Genomic DNA, 23,287 nt, shown 5'->3' on the forward strand with positions numbered 1-23,287 from the left:
TAATTAAAAAGCCGCTGGATTAGTTCCTGTGCAAGGCGAATTGGGTCTTCGTGCTACGCCTCCCGGGACAGTTGATGGAAATGTTTAAAAAACAGGGCGATGGTCTCGATGCCTTTTAGGTAGTTGGCCACCCCGTAATGCTCATTGGGCGAATGGATGGCATCCGTATCCAGTCCGAAACCGAGTAAAATCGGGTCCAGCCCCAGGACTTTTTGAAACAACGCCGTGATGGGAATGGATCCGCCTTCCCTGGTTGGGATGGCCTTTTTCCCGAACGCTTCCTGAATGGCTGCCTCTGCCGCCTTGTATCCGATGGAATCGGTCGGTACCACGGCGGCTTGTCCGCCGTGGTGCGGTACCACCTTGACTTTCACCGCTGGGGGGGCGATTTTTAGGAAGTGCTCCTCGAACAGCCGCGCGATGTTTTTGTGATCCTGATCCGGCACCAGGCGCATGGATATCTTTGCAAAGGCTTTGGAGGGCAAGACGGTCTTTGCTCCCTCCCCGATATAGCCGCCCCAAATCCCGTTCACATCCAGCGTAGGCCGGATACCCACCCGCTCAATGGTGCTGTACCCCTTCTCGCCGTAGGTTTCCTCCACGTCCAGTTTTCGCTTGAACTCGTCCAGGTCAAACGGTGCCTTATTCAATTGCTTCCGGTATTCCGCATCGTATTCCTGCACTTGGTCGTAAAAGCCCGGGATGGTGATACGGTTATCTTCGTCGTGAAGGGAAGCAATTAGTTTACACAGCACATTGATCGGATTCGCTACCGATCCTCCAAAGGTGCCGCTGTGCAAGTCCTTGTTTGGTCCCGTTACTTCCACCTGCATGTAGGCCAATCCGCGTAAACCCACCGTAACAGAGGGGTGTTCCAGCGAGATCATGGAGGTATCGGAAATCAATACCACGTCTGCCTTTAGTTTTTCCTGGTTTTGCTGAACGAAGTGGTCCAGGTTTTCAGAGCCAACTTCCTCCTCTCCCTCGATCATAAATTTTACATTGCAATGCAGCAAGCCTTCAGCTAACATGGCTTCGAATGCCTTCACGTGCATGTAAAACTGCCCCTTGTCATCTGCCGAACCCCGGGCAAAAATGGCACCCTCGGGGTGAAGTTCGGTCTTCTTGATTACCGGCTCGAAGGGAGGGGACTCCCACAACTCCAGGGGATCGGCCGGCTGCACATCGTAATGCCCGTATACCAGGATGGTAGGAGCTGCCGGATCCACGATTTTTTCCCCGTAGACAATGGGGAAGCCAGCAGTTTCACAAATCTCCGCCGTATCTACCCCGGAGGCAATTAACTTCTCTTTGACATATTCCGCGGCTTTTACCACTTCTTCCCCATAGGCCGGGTCTGCACTGACAGATGGGATTTTCAGTAAGTCTACCAATTCATCTAAAAAACGAGGAGAATTTGCTGCTATGTAACGCTGAATGGACATGTGTTTTTCGTTCTTGATTTCAAGATCGAAATTAATGCTTTTTAAAGGATTTTCCCTTATAATTTAAAACTTACCAACCTTCCTTCCTTGTTGGAAAGCATGTGCGCCGGTATCACGTTGCGTATTTCGTCAAAAAGTAGGGACACCAGCTTTTGCTTTAAAAAGCTCCGGGTCAATATGATGCTGACTTCGCGAATTGGCGCCTCTCCCCGAAAGGGCCTCAGGCGTTTTTTTTCGTCGTCATTCAAACTCTCCGTGGCCAGTTCCGGCAGAAGCGTAATTCCTTTGTACCGGTTTACCATGTTTTTCAAGCCTTCCAAAGAACCGCTTTCGTAATGAAAATTCATCCGCTGAAACTTGTTTTGGTCACAAAGATTGAGCACCTGATCCCGAAAGCAGTGGCCTTGCTGCAACACCCATAGGTCTTCGGATAGGATTTCCTCCGCACCCACTTGTGCTTGCCGGAGAAGCGGGTGATTCGTAGACAGGTAAGCAAAAAACTTCTCGTAAAAAATGGGTCTTTCCAGAATACCTGCCTCGTGTAGCGGGGTTACCACCAGGCCAATATCCAACTCGTCGTTTTTTAGCTTCTTTAAAATGTCCTCGGTCACCATCTCCTGTACCTGCAATTGCACCCGGGGATATTTCTGAATAAAGTTTTGGATAAAAAGCGGCAGCAAATAGGGCGCAAGCGTGGGAATTACCCCCATTTTTATCAGGCCGCTCACATCTCCTTTCATCTGCGCCACCAACTCGAAAATACCTTTGCTTTCTGAAACCACCTTCTTTGCCTGAGCAATGATTCGCTCGCCAATTTCGGTAGGAATCACGGGCATTTTTGACCGGTCAAAAAGGATGACTCCCAATTCTTTCTCCAGTTTACTGACCTGAGCACTCAATGTAGGCTGGGTGACAAAACAAGCTTCTGCAGCCTGCCCAAAATGGCGTAACTTGTCTACGGCCAGGATGTATTCCAGTTGTTGAATGGTCATAGTACCAGGAGTAAAGGGTATGGAGTTGCCTCCCTGTTTAAGCAGTGTTGCAAATATAAAAATCTTTTTCTTTTTATTTAGATTTGATATAAATAATACCTAATTTTGTGCGCAAACCAACCGAGTTATGAAACGAATTCAATCCCTTTTTCTATTTTCTCTCCTTTTTGCAGCGTCTTTCTCCTGTAGCCAAAAGCCAACAGACCAGGAAGTAGTCAATGTCTATACCCACCGGCATTACGATGCCGACCAGCAGCTGTTCGACGCCTTTACAGAGGAAACCGGCATCCAAGTAAATGTGGTAAGTGCCAGTGCAGACGAACTGATTCAAAAGCTGGAGCTGGAAGGCGAAGGATCCCCAGCAGATGTATTGATCACCGTAGACGCAGGTCGGCTACACCGGGCACAGGAGAAGGGCTTATTTCAGCCAATTTCTTCCGAAGTATTGGATGAAAACATTCCTGCGAAATTCCGGAATCCTGAAGGATTATGGTTTGGCATGACGTACCGGGCGCGTATACTCGCCTACCACAAGGAGCGGGTCACACCCGAATCGTTGGACTCCTACGAAAGCCTGACCGAACCGCAATGGGCCGGAAGGGTGCTCATACGTTCTTCCGAAAATATTTACAACCAGTCCCTTTTGGCCTCGATTATTGTGGCACATGGGCCCGATAAAGCGCAGGAATGGGCAGCCGCCCTTTTGGCCAACATGGCCAGGGATCCCAAGGGCAGCGACCGGGATCAGGTGAAAGCCGTTGCATCCGGGGAGGGCGATGTAGCCATAGTTAACAGCTATTATATCGGAATCATGCTGCAGGATTCCAATCCGGAAACGGTAAAAGCGGCCGAGCAAGTGGGCATCTTTTTTCCCAATCAAAACGACCGCGGAACCCACATCAACATCTCGGGCGCCGGCGTCACCCGTCATGCTCCCAATAAAGAAAATGCGGTTCGCCTGATCGAGTTTTTATCCCGGGAGGAGGCACAGCAAGTGCTGGCCAATGTGAATTACGAGTATCCGGTAAATCCGAACGTAAGGCCATCCGAGTTGCTTCAAAGCTGGGGAACGTTTAAGGCCGATTCCATCAATCTTTCGCTGCTGGGAGAAAACAACAGCCGGGCGGTAATGATTTTTGATGAGGTAGGCTGGAAATAAGTAAGCGAAAAGAAGGATCGGAAATTGGAAGTTGCTAGACTACGAATGTATTGGTGGAACAATTGGATGACCGGCACTGTGCTGGTCCTGCTGTTGATTGCTACCCCGATATTTACGATCCTATTTAAACTACTTGACGCTCCCGGAGAGAGCTGGACGCACCTACGGGATACCCTGCTGATTGGGTATTTTACAAATACGCTCTTTCTTTTACTTGGCGTTGCGTTCTTCACGTTTTTACTCGGCGTATCCACCGCATGGATGGTGAGCAACTACCGATTTCCGGGTAGAAGGTATTTCGAATGGCTGCTAATTTTGCCGCTGGGCTTCCCGGGTTATATCATGGCCTATACCTATACGGGCATGCTGGATTATTCAGGTCCCCTGCAGGCATTTTTGCGGAATACCCTGGACATTCAGGTAGTGGGAAGCATTGTGGACATCATGAACCTGCCTGGTGCCGTGTTTATTTTATCCATTACCCTTTTTCCCTACGTTTATCTGCTATCCCGGGCTTCCTTTCTTCAACAATCCCGCACCTTGCAGGAGGCTTCGGCACTTTTGGGAAGAAACGATTGGTACACCTTTCGTCGAATTGCCCTGCCCATGGCGCGGCCGGCGATCGTGGGAGGTATTGCCCTGGCCTCCATGGAAGTGCTGAATGACTATGGCACGGTAAAATATTTTGGGGTCAGCACGTTTACCACGGGAATATTCCGTTCCTGGTTTTCCTTGGGGGATGTGACTACGGCCATTTACCTGGCCGCTATCCTCATGCTTTTCGTTTTTGGAATATTGCTGCTGGAAAGTGTGCAGCGTGGGCACCGTCGCTTTGCCTCCAACAAATCCGTCTCCAAACCGCTTGTCAAGCGCCGCTTGTCCGCCCGGAAAAGTTGGATGTTGACCCTAAGCTGTTCCCTGTTGTTTTTCCTGAGCTTCGTTGCCCCTTTTTTACAGATCTTGCATTGGGTTGGCCTGACTTACCAAAAAACGATGGATGAAGCGTTTTTCTTTTTGATCTTGCGCACGTTTGGCCTGGCTGCCGGCACCGGTGCTTTGGTGGCGGTGGTATCGGTTACGCTAGTATATAGCCTGCGATTGAGTCCCTTTAAGTGGCTAAAAAACGTTAGCCGAATTGCAACGCTAGGATACGCAATCCCAGGTGCGGTCATCGCCGTGGGCATCATGATACCGGTTTTGGGCCTGGATCGCTGGTTGCGGGAAAGCCTGCCCGCTGGCGCTATTGGAATAGTCCTTTCCGGTACAGTCTACGCCCTGATTTTTGCCTATATGGTCCGCTTTCTGGCGGTGGGCTACCACCCGATAGATGCCGGGTTTCAGAAGATTGGCATACATGTAAACGAGGCCAGTCGGCTTCTGGGGAAAAATAGCTGGAAGACTTTGTGGAAAATCGATTTGCCGCTGATCCGGGCAGGATTTTTGAGTGGTATATTACTGGTGTTTGTCGATGTTTTAAAAGAATTACCCTTAACTTTGATCCTTCGTCCGTTTAACTATCAAACCCTGGCCACCAAAGCATTTGACATGGCCACCAACGAAATGATAGCCGAATCGGCCAATGCCTCCCTGATCATTATCCTTACGGGAATAATACCCATCGTTTTTCTAAACAGGATGATCCGCAGGGTAAACCTATAGCATACTCAGAAATTTTTGAATGAACATACTCAGGCTGCAAGGAATCGATAAAAAATATTCGGCTTCTGAAGACTATGCGGTAAAGGATATTTCCTTTGGTGTACGAAAAGGTGAAATTCTGGCCCTTGTGGGCGAAAGTGGATCCGGTAAAACTACCTTGCTGCGGCTGATTTCAGGATTGGAGCACCCGGACGCCGGAACCATTGTATTGTCAGCAAATACCCTGGTCTCCGGCAATCGCTCCGTACCAGCAAACGAACGAAACGTGGGCATGGTGTTTCAGGATTATGCCCTCTTTCCCCACCTGAATCTGCTTGAAAATGTACAATTCGGCGTGCGGAAGACGCAGGGAGACCCCGCGGAAATTGCCAGGAAAACCCTGCAACTGGTAGGACTGAAGGAAAATTATTCCAAATACCCCCATCAACTTTCTGGAGGACAACAGCAACGCGTAGCCCTGGCGAGAGCCATTGCCCCCAACCCATCCATTCTGCTTATGGACGAACCGTTCAGCAATCTGGACGCCATGTTGAAGGATCAGGTACGGGAGGAAATTCGGCAAATCATTAAACGAACGGGGGTTACCGCGATATTTGTAACCCATGACACCCGCGATGCTCTTTCCACCGCAGACCGGGTAGCCATCCTCCACAAAGGCTATCTCCAACAGTTGGACAGCCCCAAAAATCTCTACGAAAACCCCGCTAATCCCTACGTGGCCAACTTTTTTGGTAGAAGAAACCAGGTCATCGCTACCGCTACGGAAGACGGTTTTTATACCTCCTTCGGCTTTATCGCAGACGAGCGATCCCGCAATTTCCGCAACAGCGTCAAGCTTCTTTTCCGCCCCGAGGAAATAAAAATTAAGAAAAGCCTGAAACAGGCCCTGATCGGTACCGTAAGACAATGCGCCTATTTCGGCGATCACCAGATGGTCCTGCTGGCTGACGAATCCGGAAAATCCATCTACGTGCGTGCAAGTCCTACGCGCTATTTCGTTGAGGGAAGCGAAGTTTTTTTTACCATTCGTTCGTTTAAAGTCGAAGAGGCCTTTTAAATCACAAGTCCGCCGCGTAAGTCTCTGGATCGGCGAGGCCCATTTTTTACCCGCGATCTAGTTTCATCCGATCGTTTTTATTCTGTATATTTAATACCGGACGACGAGTCGTTTTCTTACACGTCCATTGCCCGTACATGAAACCCTTACCGATATGAATCGCCTAGACGTCATTACGATTCCATCCGGAGCCTGCTTTTTGGTAGCATTCGCCATCGTCCTCCTGCATGCCTGCGGGGCACCCCAGCAGGATTCCCAGGAAAAGCCTTCTGAGACCTCCGAAGCATTCTTTACGCCCAAACCTCAAGCGGTGGACGAAAAACCCGTCCAAACCCTAGCCATCGGTGATCCCGCACCAGATTTCCGCCTGCCCGGTGTGGACGGAAACTACCATGAACTTTCCGATTTCGCCGATAAAGAAGTATTGGTCATCAATTTTACCTGCAATCATTGCCCCACTGCCCAGGCTTACGAACAGCGATTCATCGATCTGGCTACCGCCTACAGCCCAAAGGGGGTCCAATTCATTGCCATCTCTCCCAATTCTCCCATCGCTGTACTCCCCGAAGAGTTGGGCTATACCGATCTGAACGATGACTTCGAAAGCATGAAGATTCGTGCACAGGAAATGAATTTTAACTTCCCTTATTTGTACGATGGGGACGTGCATGAATTTTCCACCGCCTACGGCCCTACGGCTACGCCACATATTTTTGTCTTCGACAAAAACCGGAAACTCACCTATCAGGGAAGAATCGATGCCTCTGAAAAACCGGGAACCGGGGAAGCAGACGATGCCATACATGCCATAGAAACGACACTACGGGGAGAAGCACTGGCTTCCGACCGGGCCACCACACCCGCTTTTGGCTGCTCCATCAAATGGGGTTGGAAAAATGAATACACCCTCAAGGTAAACGAAGACTGGAAGAAAAAGCCGGTCGACCTAAGCAAAATTGACCTGGACGAACTGGATCAGCTGCTGAAAAATGACAGCGATCAGCTACGACTGGTGAATTTCTGGGCCACCTGGTGCGGTCCCTGCATTGTGGAGTATCCCGAATTCATCGAAATCCAACGCATGTATGGGGACCGGGATTTTGAATTCGTCTCCGTCAGCCTGGACGATCCCGGATCGGCGGATAAAGCGCTCAAGTTTCTTCAGAAAAAGTACTCCGCCACCACCAATTACCTGGTGGATACCGAAGACAAGTACGCGATCATCGACGTGGTAAAGAACGATTGGGACGGCAGCCTGCCATTGACCTTGTTGATCGAACCTGGAGGAAAGGTGCATTACAAGGTGCCCGGTACCATCGATCCGCTGGCACTAAAAAAAACCATCGTCGACCACCCCATGATCGGTCGGTACTATTAGCTTTTTGAAAATAAAAATACCCGTCCCGCCGATCCCAAAGGATCCGAAAGGAAGGGTAAGGTAAGTAATGGGAGAACCCGTTTTGACTACCAGAGCAGCGGGGCAGACCTTTTATTCAAAGGGATTTTCCTCCTCGTCATCGTCATCCATTCCGGGGTTCCCCAGATCAAACATGCTACTAAACAAGTCCTTAAATTGCATGCCGGTATCCAGCAATTTTTTGCTTAACTGACTGTACTCGGCTAGTCCATGCAGAGCAAATTCCATGTAGAATTCCTTTTCTTTTTCCGGCAGGTCTTTCACGTATTCCGTAACGATTTTTTCCAAACCGGGCACGTTGTGTAGGGCCGTTTTGTAGGCCTTATCGCTGTGGGATGCCAGGAGGTCTAACTCGTTGCCCTCCCCAAACCAGGACAACGGCAATACGTAGGGATTGCCTTCCTTGTCCTTCTTTTTTTGTTCCGGGGAAGGAAAATACCGGGTAAACAAACTTCGAATGGCCTTCCCTATCAGGTTATGGGCCACCAGTCCGGCCCCTTCCTGCTCCCCTTCGTAGACCAGCTCCACTTTGCCGGTAATCGCCGGAACGACTCCGATCAGATCCACTACCCGTACCATGGTTTCGTTTTCATTGTTGAGGTACAGGCGGCGTTCTGCCGCTGAGATCAGATTCTCGTAGGCAGAAATGGTAAGTCTGGCGGACACACCGCTTTTCTCGTCTACGTATTCGCTCTCCCGAGCCTCCACCGCTATTTGTTCGATCAGATCCTTCATGAACTCCGGAACGTGGATTTTTTCCAGCGGGCGGTTTGCCAGTTTGGCTTCCTGAGCGGTTATTTTCCTGCCAATTTCAATGCTTTTCGGATAGTGGGTGATGATTTGACTTTCAATCCGGTCTTTTAGGGGCGTCACAATGCTACCCCGGTTGGTATAATCTTCCGGATTGGCGGTAAAGACAAATTGAATGTCAAGAGGCAACCGTAATTTGAAACCCCGGATTTGGATGTCTCCTTCCTGAAGGATATTAAACAAGGCCACTTGAATTCTGGCCTGCAAATCCGGAAGTTCGTTGATAACAAAAATGGAGCGGTGCGAGCGCGGCACAAGCCCAAAGTGGATCACCCGTTCGTCGTTGTAGGACAACTTCATGGTAGCCGCTTTGATCGGGTCCACATCGCCGATCAGGTCGGCCACGGACACGTCGGGTGTTGCCAGCTTCTCGGTATACCGGTCTTCCCTGGCCCACCAGACAATGGGCGTATCGTCTCCTTTTTCCCGAATCAACTCAAGGGCAAAGGAAGAAATCGGCCGCATGGGATCGTCGTTAAGTTCGGAGCCTTTGACCACGGGTACGTATTCGTCCAGTAAAAGCGTCATCATCCGCGCAATCCGTGTTTTGGCCTGACCCCTCAAACCCAGAAGATTGATGTTATGTCCTGATAGGATGGCTCGTTCGATATCTGGAATCACGGTATCCTCGTATCCCCAGATACCCTCAAACACATTTTCCTGGTTCTTGATTTTATGGATGAGGTTTTGTCTTAATTCTTCTTTAATGGATTTGCTGGCATAGCCGACGGCTTTCAACTGCCCCAGCGTTTGTATTTTTACTCGTTCTTTGTTGGTCATTTTTTCGTATTCCATGCGTTAAAAGCGTTTCGTTCGGTTTCTCCTGTAATCTTCGAAAATCAAATGACCCAGGCCTTTCAGATTACTGTAATAGGCATTGCCGTTATTGACGGTTGTAAATTCTTTCACGAACTCCTTAAGGTAGGGGTCGGAAGCAATCATAAACGTAGTAACCGGTATTTTCAGTCGCCTACATTGCGCAGCCAGTTTTAAGGTTTCTTTCAGAATTTTGCTATCGATACCAAAGCTGTTTTTGTAGTATTTGATGCCCACTTTGAGGCAGGTGGGTTTCCCATCGGTGATCATAAAAATCTGCTTGTTTGGATTTTTGCGCCGCCGTAGCAAATCCATAGCCAGTTCCAGGCCAGCTACCGTATTGGTATGGTACGGCCCTACCTGCAGGTAGGGGAGATCCTTGATCGCGATCTGCCAGGCATCGTTTCCAAAAACGATGACATCCAAGGTATCCTTCGGGTACCGGGTTTTGATCAGTTCGGCCAGGGCCATGGCCACTTTTTTGGCCGGCGTGATGCGGTCTTCTCCGTAAAGAATCATGGAATGCGAGATATCGATCATCAACACGGTGGAGGTCTGCGTGCGCACCTCGCTTTCGACCACTTCCAGGTCATCCTCTGTCAGCAGGTAATCCCCGGAAAAGCCGTGGTTTACCTGCGCATTGCGCAGCGAGTCGGTAAGCGCAATTTGATCCAGGTTGTCGCCAAACTGAAAAGGCCTTCGGTCGGTACCCCGTTCCTCACCGGGCCCTGTGTGCGTGGTCTTGTGTTGACCGCCTTTGCCCTTTTTAAGCTTACCAAAAATCTCCTCCAGCGCACTCTTCCGTATGGTTTGTTCGGATTTACCGGTGATTTTGAATTCCCCTTTTCCTTGCTTTTCGTCCAGGTACCCTTTACTTTTCAAATCTTCGATGAAATCACCGATTCCATAACCGGGGTTGGTCATTTGGTACCGTTTGTCCAGATTGGTCAGCCAGCTGAGCGCTTCCGCCACGTCTCCACCGGTCATGGTGACCAACTGAAGAAATATATCCAGTAGCTGTTCAAAGGTATTTTTGTCGGGATCTTTTTGGGGTGAAAACTTGGTGAATCTGAAACCTTTCATACGTGTACAACAAAATTTAACTGCCAGAGGTTTTCACTTTTGGAAATACCTTAGTCATTTTCGATAAGTGCGGCGATCTCCTCTGCCTGAAGGTGGCAATTGAGCCATTCCCCCTCAAAACTGGCTCCGTATTTTTTATAAAAACCAATGGCGGGTTCGTTCCAATCCAGCACCTGCCACATCATGCCCGTGCAGCCGTCCTCCAATGTTTTCGCCAAAACGGCTTCAAAAAGAAGTTTTCCCGCGCCTTTGCCTCGTTCTTCGGCCGTAATGATGTAATCTTCCAGGTACAGTCTTTTGCCTTTCCAGGTACTGTATCGGTAATAATAAATCGCCGTCCCAATGATGGAAGCATCTTCTTTTCTTTCTACGACAAAAAATCCGTAAACGGGATTGGGGCCGAAACCGTCCTTTTCCATCCGTTCTACGGAATTCGTCACTTCGTGGGGGGCTTTTTCATACAGGGCCAACTCCTGAATGAGGCGGAATACTGCCGGCAGGTCCGCTTTTTTTCCTTTTCTCACTTGAAACATAGGTTGAAATTAGTAAAAAGGAGCTTATTTGTCCCAAAAACATCCCGGTTTCTTGCGAAATAAACCGGGATCCATACCAACGGGACTCGCTTGCCTGTTTATCTTTGAGAAACCAATGCCTCAACCCATGTTTTTATCCATCGACGCAGGGAATTCAACGGTCGTTTTTGGCTTGTATAGCGAAGAAACCGCTACCTGGCATCCCACATTGCGGGTAGATACGCGCAAAAAGCTGAGTGTTTTGCAGCTGGAAAAGTTGCTTGGTCACTACTTTTTGGAAAATGATTGGAAGCTGGAATCGGTAGACGCGATCGGACTGAGTACCGTGGTACCGGACCTGGAACCCGTTTTGATGCAGTGCTGCAAAAACTTTTTTGGAAGAAAACCCTACCTTATCAATGGCTACAGCTACGACAAACTCCCGGTGCATACAGGGAATCCCCACGAAATTGGCAGCGATTTGATGGCCAATATCACCGCTGCATACAGCGTATTCCGAGAGGCCTGTATTGTGGTGGATTTTGGGACGGCGCTTACTTTCAGCACCGTGGACGATGCGGGAAAAGTGATCGGAATTAACATCGTTCCGGGTATCAAAACAGCCATCAATTCCTTGTTCAGCCGAACGGCCAAATTGCCAAAAGTGCAATTCGAAATGCCGGCTTCCATTCTGGGAAAAACCACGGTTCATTCCATTCAGGCGGGAATTTTTTACGGATATACTGCCCTGGTCAAAGGCATGCTGGCATCCATCTCCGCGGAGACCAACTGCAGCTACAAGATCGCCGCCACCGGGGGCTTGTCGGCCGTCATGGACCATTTAAACGATCAGTTTGACTTGGTGGACATACACCTCACGCTGAAAGGAATTCACCAAATCACCAGCTTGAACAGCTGAGCATTGGCCCGAGGTAAGGCCGGATCATTTGGAAGTTTACACAAAAATCAGTAGTTTATTTCTCGTAACCATCCATCCATAAAACCGCACACGTATGAACCCCCAACCACAACCCTTCGATTACTATCTGAATGCGCTGAAATACAAGTATGCCAAGTTTGACGGCAGGGCAAGACGAAGTGAATACTGGTATTTTGTCTTGTTCAACGTTTTGGTGAGTATCGGTATCGGTATCGTCGGCGCCATTCTGGATTCCACGTTTTTAAGTGGGCTTTACAGCCTGGCCGTATTGATACCCGGAATAGCCGTTGCCGTCCGCCGCCTACACGATACGGGCAGGTCGGGATTTTGGATCGCCATCGGGCTGATTCCGATCGTGGGGCTGATTGTGTTGCTCGTATTTTTCGTTGAAGACAGCAAGCCTGACAATCAATACGGTCCAAACCCAAAAACCCTGCTGTAAAAAGAAAAAAAGCGAGTCTTACTCAGACTCGCTTTTTACAATAACTTCTATAGGTTCTCCTGAACTATCCAGGAATTTGTACTCCGTCACCGGTAGTGAAGAATCTTTGATCAGACTTATCCATTTGTAGTAGTTAAAAAACCATCGTATCCTTTTGGAAAAGATGCCGTGTGTAAAATAGGCATACAGATAAGGATGCAAGGCTATTTTAATCTTCGATTCGTTTTGGTGTGTTGCAAGATGGTTTAAATCTTTTTCCAATTTATCTGCTACCAGGATCGATGCCTGGATTTTTCCGGTTCCATTACAGGAAGGGCAGGTTTCTTTGGTGACAATGTTCATTTCGGGTCGGACGCGTTGACGGGTGATTTGCATCAGTCCGAATTTCGTAAGCGGGAGAACCGTGTTTTTGGATCGGTCATCCCGCATCGCTTCCTTCATTGCTTCGAAAATGGCCCGCTTGTTATCGGCCTTTTTCATGTCAATGAAATCAATCACGATGATACCACCCATGTCGCGTAGCCTTAATTGTCTTGCAATTTCCTTTACCGCCACCAAATTGGTTTTGAGGCCGGTATTTTCCTGATCATTTTCCTGATTGGATTTATTTCCGCTATTGACATCCACCACATGAAGGGCTTCTGTATGCTCAATAATGAGGTACCCGCCCTGAGGCAGACTGACGGTGGTTCCAAACAGGCTTTTGATCTGCTTTTCTATACCAAAACTTTCAAAGAGCTTTGCTTTTCCGTTGAAAAGCTTAACAATTTTTTCCTTTTCTGGAGCGATCGATCGTATGTAAGATCGCATCTGATCGTAAATTACTTCATCCTCTACCGTGATTGCGTCGAACGATTCGTTGAGCAGGTCCCTAATAATAGAGGAGGCCAAACTCATTTCTCCGATGATTTTGTCTTTCACCTTGGCTTTTTGCAGCTTCCGCATGCCATCTTCCCACGTTTCGAGGAGATTTCTGAGATCTTTATCCAGTTCGGTGACAGATTGTCCGTCTGCCACGGTACGGATGATTACCCCAAAATTTGCAGGTTTGATGGATGTGATAAGCCGGGCAAGTCTTCGTCGTTCTTCGGCGCTGCGTATCTTTTTGGATACATTTACCGTGTCAGAAAAAGGCACTAAAACCAGGTATCGACCAGCAAGGGAGAGCTCACAGGACAGTCGCGGTCCTTTGGTTGAAATCGGTTCTTTCACTACCTGAACCAAAACCTGATTGTTTTTTGACAATACCTGGGAAATCTTTCCCAGCTTGTCAATTTCAGGCTCGCTTTCAAAGCCCTTCAGGCTGATTCCCTGATGGCTTTTGTTCCGGATAAGTTTCACCAGCTTGTTAAGGCTGTTCACCCGGGGTCCAAGATCCTGGTAATGTAGAAATGCGTCTTTTTCAAAACCTACGTCAATAAACGCGGCGTTTAGACCATTGACGATTTTCTTTACAGAACCAAGATAGATATCTCCGACTTTAAACTTGTTGTCTTCTTCTTCAACGTGAAGCTCAATCAAGCTTTTGTTTTTCAACAAAGCAATGCGACTACCGTTTTGAGATGAATCAATTAATAATTCTGAACTCAAATTGTGTCTCTGTTATGAAATAAAAGAACGTTTAAAATGAAAGAAGGGTAAAAATTACTTCTTCTTGTGTCGGTTTTTTCGCAATCGTTTTTTTCGCTTGTGCGTAGCGATCTTGTGTCGCTTTCTTTTTTTACCGCAAGGCATAATTTTATGGTTTAAAGTTTAACACTCATTTAAATTATAGTCTATCCAAATAATTTTCGATCCCGGATAAAATCTGTGGATCATCTGTTAGTTCCCTAAGGGATTCCAATTGTGTCTTCGCCCGACTTCGTTGGTCGGATTCAAACAGGCTCACGCCCAAATAAAACTGACCCTGAATGTTGTCAGGGTGATTGGCTACCAGCCGTTCAAACCGCTCAACGGCGCGTTTGTACTGACCGCTCTGCATGGACAATATGCCCATATTGAATAATGCCTCCTCGTTGTCGGGATCCTGTTCGAGAATATCCCGTAACATGGTGATACCCTGCATGGGATTGGAGGAAGACACGTACGTCATCGCCACTTTCGTCTTCAGGTCCAACCGCTCGGGAGAAGCCTCCAAGACTTTACCCAGGTAAAACCGCGCTCTTTCTGCGAGCCTTCTGGTCTTTTCCTCTTCCATGGCAAAGCCAAATGCTTCGTAGTATTGATTTCCGGCTTTTTCCCAGTTTTCAGGGCCAGGCACTTTCTCTGCGATCAGCCCAAAATAGTAGGCAGCGCTGTCGAGCTTTCCACTCTTCTCATAGACCCTACCTATGGAATCAGCAAATATAACAAAATTTTCGTCATCCGGTTCCCCTTCCATTTCTGCCATCAGTTTTTCGATCATTTCCTGATCGGCTGCATTCAGCGAACCTCCGTGGGAAGTAGCGTCCGGATTAACGTCAGATCCCAAACTACTTTCGGTACCTGCCATTCCTTGTTCCTGATCATTATCCACCACTACCAGGGGTAGGGAATAGAGAAAATAAATCAGCAACAACCCTGCAACAACGAAAATAATTTGGGATCTCTTCATCTTTTCTTTTTACCAGAAATTAATCCTGCGGAGCCAATTCTTTCACGCTTTGGCTATTTTTGATTTTTTCGATAAAAGTTTTTGATGGCTTGAATGCCGGAACGTAATGTTCGTCGATCACGATTGCCGTGTTTTTAGAGATGTTTCTCGCAATTTTTTTAGCTCTCTTTTTGTTAATAAAGCTGCCAAAACCTCTGACATAGATATTTTCTCCTTCTGCCATTGAATCCTTAACGACCCTGAAGAACGCTTCCACGGTTTGTGTAACATCGTCCTTCTGAATTCCTGTCTTCTCCGAAATCTTTGTGATTACCTCTGCTTTAGTCACTGTCTTAAAATTTTGTTGTGTAATTTAATAGAGGCTTAACCTCCTATTAACCAAGTAATTTTGGGAGTGCAAATTTACAATAACCATTCCAATTAAAAAATAAAATGAATAAAATTACCTTGTTTTGTTAGATAAGTGGTGAATAAACAAACTCTAAATATTTTGACTAGTACCTATTTTACTGAAAAACTTCTCGGTTGGTATCCCCTTCACCGTCGCGATTTGCCATGGAGAGCCACCCGGGATCCATATATCATTTGGTTGTCCGAAATCATTCTCCAGCAGACACGGGTAGCTCAGGGCCTGCCGTATTTTCATGCGTTTGTTAGCCGATTTCCCCGCGTACAAGATCTGGCAGCAGCACCGGAGGAAGACATTCTCCGCACCTGGCAGGGGCTGGGTTATTACAGCCGCGCCCGAAATCTCCATGCCTGTGCCCGGCAAATCGTCCAGGAACGAGGGGGTAAGTTTCCAGAAAACTACGAGTCCTTGCTGCAGCTAAAGGGCGTAGGCCCCTACACTGCAGCAGCCATTGCCTCCTTTGCCTACCAGGAGCCGGTGGCAGTGGTAGACGGAAACGTGTACCGGGTATTGGCGCGGTTTTTTGGCATTTCCACCGATATTGCCTCCCATGCAGGTAAGAAAGAATTTCAGGTCCTTGCCAATCAGCTCATTCCAGGCGAGCATCCGGATCAATACAACCAGGCGATCATGGAGTTTGGCGCCCTGCAATGCACCCCCTCGAACCCGGATTGCCCAAATTGTCCGCTTTCATCCGGATGTCTGGCCTGGAACCGCAACCTGGTATCCAGCCTGCCCCTGAAAGAAAAAAAGACCAAAGTCCGCTCCCGGTTTTTTACCTACCACCACATACAGGTGGAAGGCCATGTTGTCATTCACAAACGGACCGAAAGCGATATCTGGCAAGGTTTGGTCGACTTCCCCCTGGAAGAATTTACTTCTTTGGAGCAGATTCTTTCTCCAAGACCTGAAAACCTGTCAGTCCTACGGGAATTAGCGTCCCTTGGACCGGTTTTTGAACAAGGAACACAACAGCCCTGGAAACACTTGCTAAGTCACCAGAAAATATATGCGTCCTTTGTGAATATTACCATCCCGGAGGACCAACAAGTCAAGCTTGAAAAATGGGCGCAGAAAAACGGGTACCAACTGGTAGACCGCCAAAGACTGGAGGAATTGGGAAAGCCCAAATTGATTGTTCGGTACTTGAATCAAAAAAAATAATTCAATATATTTCATTTATAATTTTTACATCCAATCTGACTAAAAACGACAAACCATGGCAGGAGTAAATAAAGTAATTTTAGTAGGCAATCTGGGTGCCGACCCGGAAGTCAAACACCTGGAAGGCGACAAAGTCGTGGCGAATTTGCGGCTGGCCACTACGGAGGCTTACAAGGACCGGACCGGAAATCGCGTAGAAAATACCGAGTGGCATGACCTGGAGCTATGGGACGGACAGGCCAAAGTAGCCGAGCAATACCTACGAAAAGGAAGCCAAATCTACGTAGAAGGCAAAATCAAATCCGATACCTGGCAAGACGATCAAGGAAACAATCGCAAAAAAGTCCGAATCCGGGTACTGAGTTTTACCATGTTGGGCTCCAAAAATATGGGACCGGATAATCCCTCCTCGGGATCGGGCCAAACTGCCGCCAATCCGGAAAGTGTACGGGGTAACCAAATGGCCCAGCAGCCATCCTTTGAAAATGAGGAAGATGGTTCTGACGATTTACCGTTCTAAGCCAACCGGGTTCCGTTAAAATTCTGTAGTTTTGCAAAAATTAATTTTCATACATTAATGGACGACCCCTACCCGAGTTTGCTGCTGCTGGCAGATGTTCTGGCTGTTTCACCGGTTTACGTGGTATCCAATGCGATTCTATTCATCGTCTTGTTGGTTATATCCGCATTGGTCTCTGGCTCAGAGGTAGCTTTTTTTTCGTTGAACCACGAGGATATTGCGTCTATCCGGGAAACTCCGGATTCCCGATCGGAAAAAGTGATTGCGCTCATAGAAAATCCCCAGAAATTGTTGAGCACCATTTTAATCCTTAACAACCTGATCAATATCAGCATCGTCACGCTGACTACTTTTTTTACCTGGACGGTATTCGGAACGGATACCACTGGCATTGTCATCATCCTTTTTCAAACGGTAGGCGTGACCTTCGCCATTGTATTTATTGGAGAGATCGTTCCCAAGGTCTATGCCAATGCCGCCAGGGTGGCCTTTTCGCGGCTGACGTCCACTTTTCTGTATTTTTTTTCCCTGCTGCTCAGCCCCCTGTCTTATGCGCTGATGGCCATGAGTAACGTCATTGAAAAACGCATCGAGCGAAAAGGCTATTCCCTATCCGTGGATGAATTGCACCAGGCGCTGGAAATCACCTCGGTGGATACCAGCAATAACGAACGGGATATTTTAAAGGGGATTGTAAATTTCGGCACCTTGTCTGTCAAACAAGTGATGCGTTCGCGCATGGACCTTACAGCAGTAGATGTGGATATGGACTTTCATGAGTTGATGGATAAGATCAATAAAAGCGGCTATTCGCGAATACCCGTTTACGAAGACACCATCGATCAAATCAAAGGTATCCTTTACATCAAAGACCTGCTCGACCACATTGATAAAGATGAACATTTTCGTTGGCAGGATCTGATTCGAAAAGGCTATTTTATTCCTGAAAATAAAAAACTGGCAGACCTGTTAAAGAATTTTAAAAACAGACGGGTACATATGGCGATCGTCGTGGACGAATACGGCGGAACCTCGGGTCTGGTGACCTTGGAAGACCTGATCGAAGAGATCATCGGAGACATCAACGACGAATTCGATGATGTGGAAGAACACCTGTTTCGAAAAATCGACGAGCGAACGTATATCTTTGAAGGAAAGATATCGTTGAACGATTTTTGCAAAAAGCTGGATTTGGACATTCAACTATTCGACGAGGTGAAGGGGGAAAGCGAATCCTTGGGGGGGTTATTACTGGAACTAAATTCCAATTTACCAAAAAACGGGACTAAAATCAGGTTTGAAAACTTTGAGTTTACCATCATTGCCGTAGACACCCGGAAAATAAAAAAAGTAAAAGTGGTATTGGATGCCCCGATAGACAAAAACATTCCGGACCATTCCGACTGAGCCCATTACCGATCTACCGGACTATTAAAAGATTCAGTTTAATTTTTGTAGGGACCGGTTTATTTTTCTGATTTTTTTTTGTAGTTTTAAAATTACGAAAAGCGAGCTTGAATGAGCACTTCAACCCGAAGACTTTCTAAAAAGTGGTTAAAAATCGAACCAGAAAATTCAAAACAAACGTAAAATAAGCTCAAATAGGTTCGGATTTAAGGGTAATCTCTTATTCTGTTAATGATAATTTTTTATTTGGTTCTGAACATTTCTTTCATTTTTGTTTTACCTTTATTGTCTAGAATTTAAAATTTGAAAAATTTATTGTGAATTTTTCAAACCGATTGGAATACCTATTACAAATAAATATACCAGAATGAATCAAGGATTATATCGTTCACAGTTTGAGCATGATGCCTGCGGAATTGGGGCTGTTGTGAATGTGAAAGGCCAAAAAAGCCACGAAACGATAAGTGATGCTTTGCTAATGCTTAGCAATATGGAGCATAGAGGTGGAAGAGGAAGTGATCCCAAAACCGGGGACGGTGCCGGTATCCTCATCCAACTTCCCCATACGTTCTTGAAAGAGGTGACGCTAAGGCTTGGTTTTGGGTTACCGGAAGAAGGAAGCTATGGCGTTGGCATGGTCTTTTTCCCCAGAAACAAGCAACTATACAGAAAAAGCAAAACACATTTAAACACACTAATTCAGGAGCTTGGATTCGATTTGCTCGGCTACAGGTCCGTACCTACCGATGAAACAGTACCCGGATCCGGTGCATTGGAAGTAATGCCCATTATTGAGCAAGTATTTGTGCGGCATCAGGACGGGCTTTCGGGCATCGACCTGGAGCGTAAGTTGTACGTGCTGAGAAACTATGCCACCCGCGTCATCAATGCAACCATCCCCGGTGTCAACGATGCGTTTTACTTTGCAAGTTTCAGCAGCCAAACCGTCATCTACAAAGGACAGCTGCGAACGGATCAGGTGCTAACCTTCTACAAAGACCTGCAAAACAACAAGCTTACCTCCGCAATCGCACTCGTGCATTCTCGTTTTTCGACGAACACCTTCCCAAATTGGCGATTGGCGCAACCCTTCCGTTTCCTATCGCATAATGGGGAAATAAACACCATCCGGGGCAATCTAAATAAAATGCGCTCCAAAGAAACGCTGATGAAAACGGCGCTTTTCACGGACGAGGAACTTCAGATGCTCATGCCGATCACCAATGCCAAGCATTCGGATTCTGCCAATCTGGACGCCATGGTGGAGCTATTGACCCTTAGCGGAAGAAGCCTCCCTCACGTCATGATGATGCTGGTGCCGGAAGCCTGGCAAGACAATAAAACCATGGACAAGAAGAAGAAAGCCTTCTATAAATTCCATGCGTCCCTGGTCGAACCCTGGGACGGCCCTGCGGCCTTATTGTTTACGGATGGAAAATCCCTGGGTGCGACACTAGACCGTAACGGGCTTCGTCCACTCCGCTATTTCGTTACCTCTGACGATCGGCTTATCCTTTCCTCGGAAGCAGGAGCCTTGCCTATTCGGGATGCCACCATTTTGGAAAAAGGCCGAATTAGCCCCGGCCGAATGCTGCTAGCCGATCTGGCAAAAGGAAAGGTAGCCTTCGATGAGGAAGTCAAAGCTGAGGTGTGTAATCGAAAACCGTATGACGCCTGGATTCGAAAAGAACGGCTGAAGTTGCGATTGATTCCTTCACCGAAGGAGCTTTCCCTACCCTACAGCACCGAAAACATTCGCAAGCGGCAGACCATTTTTGGCTACAGTCAGGAAGACCTGAAAGTCCTGCTCGCTCCCATGGGTGATACCGCCTATGAGCCGATTGGATCCATGGGTGCCGACACGCCACTTGCCGTACTGTCCAAACAAAGCCAGCATATCTCCAATTACTTCAAGCAGCTTTTTGCCCAGGTAAGTAATCCACCCATCGACCCCATCCGGGAGCGATTGGTGATGTCACTTTTCACCCGAATCGGTGAAAGCCACAACATCCTGGAAGAAAGTCCGCAACATACCCGGCAAATCCACATATCTCAGCCCGTGTTGCTGAACGAGGATCTGGAAAAATTGAGAAACCTGGAAGACAGAGGGTATCGGTCTGCCACCTTGCATGCACACTTTACAGCCGACCACCAACCCGGTCGCCTCCTGGAGGCACTGAACCGCCTCTGCCAGGACGCAGAGGACGCGATCAAGGCAGGTAAAAATATACTGATCATTTCGGATAGAGACTGCAAACAGGAAACGGCCCCCATTCCGTCACTCCTGGCCGTTGGGGCCGTGCATCACCACCTGGTGAATCAGAAAATCCGAACCAAAGCGGGAATCGTGGTGGAAGCCGGAGATATCCGTGAAACCCACCATTTTGCCACGGTAATCGGGTACGGTGCCAGTGCCATAAATCCCTACCTGGCCTTGGAAACGCTTCTCTACCTCAACGAGAACGAGATGCTTTCCAAAAAGATACCGCAGAAAAAGCTGTTTGAAAACTACAAAGAAGCGATTGGAAAAGGCTTACTTAAAGTACTCTCCAAAATGGGAATCAGTACACTGCAATCCTACCAAAGTGCACAGATTTTTGAAGCGATCGGTTTGGGTCCGGAAGTCATCGAAAGGTGCTTTAAAGGCACTGTAAGTAGAATCAGCGGAGTGTCCTTCGATGAATTGGCAGACGAAGTATTGGTCCGCCACCATGCCGCCTACGAGACCGAAAGTCCCTTGTTGGAAGCAGGTGGAATTTACCAATGGAAGCGGCGGGGAGAAAAGCATTTGTTTAACCCCGAAACCATCCATTTATTGCAAAAATCGACCCGGCTGGGGGATTACGGATTGTACAAAAAATTTGCGAAAAAGATAAACGACCAAACCAAGGATGCATTGACCTTGCGGGGACTACTGGAGTTTAAAAAACGTATTTCCATTCCTGTAGAGGAAGTGGAACCGGTAGAAAAGATTATGAAACGCTTCGCCACCGGTGCTATGTCGTTTGGGTCCATTTCCCACGAGGCCCACAGTACCTTGGCCATTGCCATGAACCGAATCGGTGCGAAAAGCAATAGCGGGGAAGGTGGAGAAGACGAAATCCGCTTTGAGAAAAAGCCCAATGGAGACTGGGAACGCTCTGCGATCAAGCAGGTGGCCTCGGGAAGGTTTGGCGTTACAAGTAATTACCTGGCCAATGCCGACGAGTTGCAAATCAAAATGGCCCAGGGAGCCAAGCCTGGAGAGGGTGGACAGCTACCCGGGCATAAGGTGGACGACTGGATCGGTCGGGTACGGCACTCAACGCCGGGCGTGGGATTGATTTCACCTCCGCCACACCACGACATCTATTCGATTGAGGATTTGGCGCAGCTTATTTACGACCTCAAGAATGCAAACCGGAAAGCCCGGATCAACGTAAAACTGGTCTCTCAGGCCGGTGTTGGTACCGTGGCAGCAGGGGTAGCCAAGGCCCAATCGGATGTAATCTTGATTTCCGGAGCGGATGGTGGTACGGGAGCCTCTCCCTTGAGCTCCATCCGGCATGCCGGATTACCCTGGGAACTAGGTCTTTCTGAAGCCCACCAAACCCTGGTGAAAAACAACCTGCGAAGCCGGGTAACCCTGCAAACCGACGGGCAATTGCGCACGGGCCGGGACCTCGCCATCGCCGCGCTGCTTGGTGCCGAGGAATGGGGTATCTCTACCGGAGCCCTTGTGGTGGAAGGCTGCATCATGATGCGAAAATGCCACCTCAATACCTGTCCCGTAGGCATCGCTACCCAAAACCCCGAACTCCGAAAGCTCTTTACAGGCGATCCGGATCACGTGGTAAACTACTTCCGTTTCCTGGCCGAAGACCTTCGGGAAATCATGGCCTCTTTGGGATTCCGTACGGTGAACGAAATGATCGGTCAAAGCGATGTGCTTAAGGCAGCCAATGGGCAGATGAACCATTGGAAATGGGATAAATTGGACTTGAGCCCGATTTTCCACAAAGTGGAAGTTCCGGACCACGTGGGTATTTACAAGCAAATCGATCAGGATTTCCGACTGAAAAAAGTACTCGACAGAAAGCTAATCCAGGCGGCCACCCCGGCGCTCGAACAAGCAAATCCGGTGCGGGGAAGTTTTGAGATTAAAAACGTAGACAGAACGGTGGGTGCCATGCTATCCAACGAGGTTTCCAAGTTTTTTGGCAGCCCCGGATTACCGGACAATACCATCCACTTTAAATTCAAGGGATCGGCCGGACAGACCTTCGGTGGTTTCCTGGCCAAAGGCATCACCTTTGAATTGGAAGGAGAGGCCAATGACTATTTCGGAAAAGGGCTCTCTGGTGGAAAGCTGGTTGTTTTCCCAAGCCGAAATGCCAATTTCGTAGCCGAAGATAACATCATTATCGGCAACGTGGCTTTCTACGGTGCCACTTCGGGCAAGGCTTTTATCAAAGGAAAAGCCGGAGAGCGGTTTTGCGTGCGGAACTCGGGAGTCGAAGCAGTCGTTGAAGGAATCGGGGATCATGGCTGCGAATACATGACCGGTGGCCTGGCAGTGATTCTTGGCGAAATCGGCCGTAACTTCGCTGCCGGTATGAGTGGGGGTATTGCGTACATTTTCAAAGAAAATATAGGCAATATCAACAAAGAAATGGTAGACATCGACCCACTGAACGAAGACGATTACGCTACCATCAAAGCTTCACTGCAAGAACATTTGGAATACACGTCCAGCAATATCGGCAACGCAATTCTGGAAGATTGGGAAGCAAACAAAGCGCGCTTCATCAAAGTTATCCCAAGAGACTACAAAGAAGTACTGAGAAAAAGAGCGTTGGAAAATTCAAAAACATTAGTGTAAT

General features: G+C 48.0%; 18 protein-coding genes. 10 read left to right on the plus strand and 8 right to left on the minus strand.

Annotated features, from left to right (window positions below):
• Positions 1 to 53 precede the first annotated feature (53 nt).
• Together BMW71_RS05330 and BMW71_RS05335 are read right to left on the minus strand one after the other, a co-directional pair.
• Positions 54 to 1,445, minus strand: coding sequence for a dipeptidase (locus BMW71_RS05330; protein WP_092170585.1), 1,392 nt, complete (start codon positions 1,443 to 1,445; stop codon positions 54 to 56).
• Between the two features lie 56 nt (positions 1,446 to 1,501).
• Complete coding sequence (locus BMW71_RS05335; protein ID WP_092170587.1) at positions 1,502 to 2,437, minus strand: hydrogen peroxide-inducible genes activator; 936 nt, start codon at positions 2,435 to 2,437, stop codon at positions 1,502 to 1,504.
• A gap of 127 nt (positions 2,438 to 2,564) precedes the next feature.
• Between BMW71_RS05335 and BMW71_RS05340 the strand changes: the two genes are divergently transcribed.
• The 4 genes from BMW71_RS05340 (at position 2,565) to BMW71_RS05355 (ending at position 7,690) form a co-directional block, all read left to right on the plus strand.
• On the plus strand, positions 2,565 to 3,596 hold the full coding sequence (locus tag BMW71_RS05340) for a Fe(3+) ABC transporter substrate-binding protein (protein WP_092170590.1): 1,032 nt from the start codon (positions 2,565 to 2,567) through the stop codon (positions 3,594 to 3,596).
• Positions 3,597 to 3,620: 24 nt separating this feature from the next.
• Positions 3,621 to 5,255 (plus strand): ABC transporter permease, encoded by a 1,635-nt coding sequence (locus BMW71_RS05345; RefSeq protein ID WP_244891090.1) that lies wholly within the window; start codon positions 3,621 to 3,623, stop codon positions 5,253 to 5,255.
• Between the two features lie 19 nt (positions 5,256 to 5,274).
• The gene (locus tag BMW71_RS05350; RefSeq protein ID WP_092170597.1) at positions 5,275 to 6,312 is read left to right on the plus strand and encodes an ABC transporter ATP-binding protein; all 1,038 of its coding nucleotides are present in this window, start codon (positions 5,275 to 5,277) and stop codon (positions 6,310 to 6,312) included.
• Positions 6,313 to 6,466: 154 nt separating this feature from the next.
• Positions 6,467 to 7,690 (plus strand): redoxin domain-containing protein, encoded by a 1,224-nt coding sequence (locus BMW71_RS05355; RefSeq protein ID WP_092172693.1) that lies wholly within the window; start codon positions 6,467 to 6,469, stop codon positions 7,688 to 7,690.
• Between the two features lie 111 nt (positions 7,691 to 7,801).
• On the opposite strand, the gene BMW71_RS05360 is transcribed toward BMW71_RS05355, so the two are convergent.
• The 3 genes from BMW71_RS05360 to BMW71_RS05370 are packed head-to-tail and all read right to left on the minus strand — an operon-like array spanning position 7,802 to position 10,971.
• The gene (locus tag BMW71_RS05360; protein ID WP_092170599.1) at positions 7,802 to 9,334 is read right to left on the minus strand and encodes a P-loop NTPase family protein; all 1,533 of its coding nucleotides are present in this window, start codon (positions 9,332 to 9,334) and stop codon (positions 7,802 to 7,804) included.
• A gap of 3 nt (positions 9,335 to 9,337) precedes the next feature.
• The gene (locus BMW71_RS05365; protein WP_092170601.1) at positions 9,338 to 10,438 is read right to left on the minus strand and encodes a vWA domain-containing protein; all 1,101 of its coding nucleotides are present in this window, start codon (positions 10,436 to 10,438) and stop codon (positions 9,338 to 9,340) included.
• 50 nt (positions 10,439 to 10,488) lie between these two features.
• Positions 10,489 to 10,971 carry a GNAT family N-acetyltransferase gene (locus BMW71_RS05370; RefSeq protein WP_092170603.1) on the minus strand — a complete coding sequence of 161 codons (483 nt, stop codon included), beginning with the start codon at positions 10,969 to 10,971 and terminating at the stop codon, positions 10,489 to 10,491.
• Between the two features lie 115 nt (positions 10,972 to 11,086).
• Here BMW71_RS05370 and BMW71_RS05375 point away from each other — a divergent pair, with 115 nt between their 5' ends.
• Both BMW71_RS05375 and BMW71_RS05380 read left to right on the plus strand, forming a co-directional pair.
• Positions 11,087 to 11,869, plus strand: coding sequence for a type III pantothenate kinase (locus BMW71_RS05375; RefSeq protein WP_244891091.1), 783 nt, complete (start codon positions 11,087 to 11,089; stop codon positions 11,867 to 11,869).
• A gap of 94 nt (positions 11,870 to 11,963) precedes the next feature.
• Positions 11,964 to 12,332 carry a DUF805 domain-containing protein gene (locus BMW71_RS05380; RefSeq protein WP_092170609.1) on the plus strand — a complete coding sequence of 123 codons (369 nt, stop codon included), beginning with the start codon at positions 11,964 to 11,966 and terminating at the stop codon, positions 12,330 to 12,332.
• A gap of 18 nt (positions 12,333 to 12,350) precedes the next feature.
• Here the strand turns inward: BMW71_RS05380 and BMW71_RS05385 are convergent, their stop codons facing one another.
• The 3 genes from BMW71_RS05385 to BMW71_RS05395 all read right to left on the minus strand — a co-directional run bounded on the left by BMW71_RS05385 (position 12,351) and on the right by BMW71_RS05395 (position 15,277).
• Complete coding sequence (locus tag BMW71_RS05385) at positions 12,351 to 13,922, minus strand: Rne/Rng family ribonuclease (RefSeq protein WP_092170612.1); 1,572 nt, start codon at positions 13,920 to 13,922, stop codon at positions 12,351 to 12,353.
• A gap of 178 nt (positions 13,923 to 14,100) precedes the next feature.
• Entirely contained in the window at positions 14,101 to 14,925 is an 825-nt protein-coding gene (locus tag BMW71_RS05390) for a tetratricopeptide repeat protein (protein WP_092170614.1), read from the minus strand.
• Between the two features lie 19 nt (positions 14,926 to 14,944).
• A complete protein-coding gene (locus BMW71_RS05395) occupies positions 14,945 to 15,277 on the minus strand; it encodes an HU family DNA-binding protein (protein ID WP_262485666.1) in 333 nt (110 codons plus the stop codon).
• A gap of 138 nt (positions 15,278 to 15,415) precedes the next feature.
• On the opposite strand from BMW71_RS05395, the gene mutY reads away from it, so the two are divergent.
• The 4 genes from mutY to gltB all read left to right on the plus strand — a co-directional run bounded on the left by mutY (position 15,416) and on the right by gltB (position 23,286).
• The gene (mutY, locus tag BMW71_RS05400; RefSeq protein WP_092170619.1) at positions 15,416 to 16,498 is read left to right on the plus strand and encodes an A/G-specific adenine glycosylase; all 1,083 of its coding nucleotides are present in this window, start codon (positions 15,416 to 15,418) and stop codon (positions 16,496 to 16,498) included.
• Positions 16,499 to 16,553: 55 nt separating this feature from the next.
• Positions 16,554 to 17,018: a single-stranded DNA-binding protein gene (gene ssb, locus BMW71_RS05405; RefSeq protein WP_092170622.1), complete on the plus strand. Its 465-nt coding sequence runs from the start codon at positions 16,554 to 16,556 to the stop codon at positions 17,016 to 17,018.
• Positions 17,019 to 17,075: 57 nt separating this feature from the next.
• A complete protein-coding gene (gldE, locus tag BMW71_RS05410) occupies positions 17,076 to 18,425 on the plus strand; it encodes a gliding motility-associated protein GldE (RefSeq protein WP_092170625.1) in 1,350 nt (449 codons plus the stop codon).
• A 367-nt stretch (positions 18,426 to 18,792) separates the two neighbouring features.
• The gene (gene gltB, locus BMW71_RS05415) at positions 18,793 to 23,286 is read left to right on the plus strand and encodes a glutamate synthase large subunit (RefSeq protein ID WP_092170627.1); all 4,494 of its coding nucleotides are present in this window, start codon (positions 18,793 to 18,795) and stop codon (positions 23,284 to 23,286) included.
• The last annotated feature ends 1 nt before the right edge of the window (position 23,287 follow it).

Source organism: Cyclobacterium xiamenense, assembly GCF_900109255.1.
Taxonomy (GTDB): Bacteria; Bacteroidota; Bacteroidia; order Cytophagales; family Cyclobacteriaceae; genus Cyclobacterium; species Cyclobacterium xiamenense.

What these genes read in the sequence shown, in the direction of transcription:
- BMW71_RS05360 (WP_092170599.1), bottom strand. Translation starts at nt 9,334, where the DNA reads ATGGAATACGAAAAAATGACCAACAAAGAACGAGTAAAAATACAAACG.
- BMW71_RS05375 (WP_244891091.1), top strand. Translation starts at nt 11,087, where the DNA reads ATGCCTCAACCCATGTTTTTATCCATCGACGCAGGGAATTCAACGGTC.
- ssb (WP_092170622.1), top strand. Translation starts at nt 16,554, where the DNA reads ATGGCAGGAGTAAATAAAGTAATTTTAGTAGGCAATCTGGGTGCCGAC.
- BMW71_RS05380 (WP_092170609.1), top strand. Translation starts at nt 11,964, where the DNA reads ATGAACCCCCAACCACAACCCTTCGATTACTATCTGAATGCGCTGAAA.
- BMW71_RS05390 (WP_092170614.1), bottom strand. Translation starts at nt 14,925, where the DNA reads ATGAAGAGATCCCAAATTATTTTCGTTGTTGCAGGGTTGTTGCTGATT.
- BMW71_RS05335 (WP_092170587.1), bottom strand. Translation starts at nt 2,437, where the DNA reads ATGACCATTCAACAACTGGAATACATCCTGGCCGTAGACAAGTTACGC.
- BMW71_RS05330 (WP_092170585.1), bottom strand. Translation starts at nt 1,445, where the DNA reads ATGTCCATTCAGCGTTACATAGCAGCAAATTCTCCTCGTTTTTTAGAT.
- BMW71_RS05365 (WP_092170601.1), bottom strand. Translation starts at nt 10,438, where the DNA reads ATGAAAGGTTTCAGATTCACCAAGTTTTCACCCCAAAAAGATCCCGAC.
- BMW71_RS05370 (WP_092170603.1), bottom strand. Translation starts at nt 10,971, where the DNA reads ATGTTTCAAGTGAGAAAAGGAAAAAAAGCGGACCTGCCGGCAGTATTC.
- BMW71_RS05355 (WP_092172693.1), top strand. Translation starts at nt 6,467, where the DNA reads ATGAATCGCCTAGACGTCATTACGATTCCATCCGGAGCCTGCTTTTTG.
- BMW71_RS05350 (WP_092170597.1), top strand. Translation starts at nt 5,275, where the DNA reads ATGAACATACTCAGGCTGCAAGGAATCGATAAAAAATATTCGGCTTCT.
- gldE (WP_092170625.1), top strand. Translation starts at nt 17,076, where the DNA reads ATGGACGACCCCTACCCGAGTTTGCTGCTGCTGGCAGATGTTCTGGCT.
- BMW71_RS05340 (WP_092170590.1), top strand. Translation starts at nt 2,565, where the DNA reads ATGAAACGAATTCAATCCCTTTTTCTATTTTCTCTCCTTTTTGCAGCG.
- gltB (WP_092170627.1), top strand. Translation starts at nt 18,793, where the DNA reads ATGAATCAAGGATTATATCGTTCACAGTTTGAGCATGATGCCTGCGGA.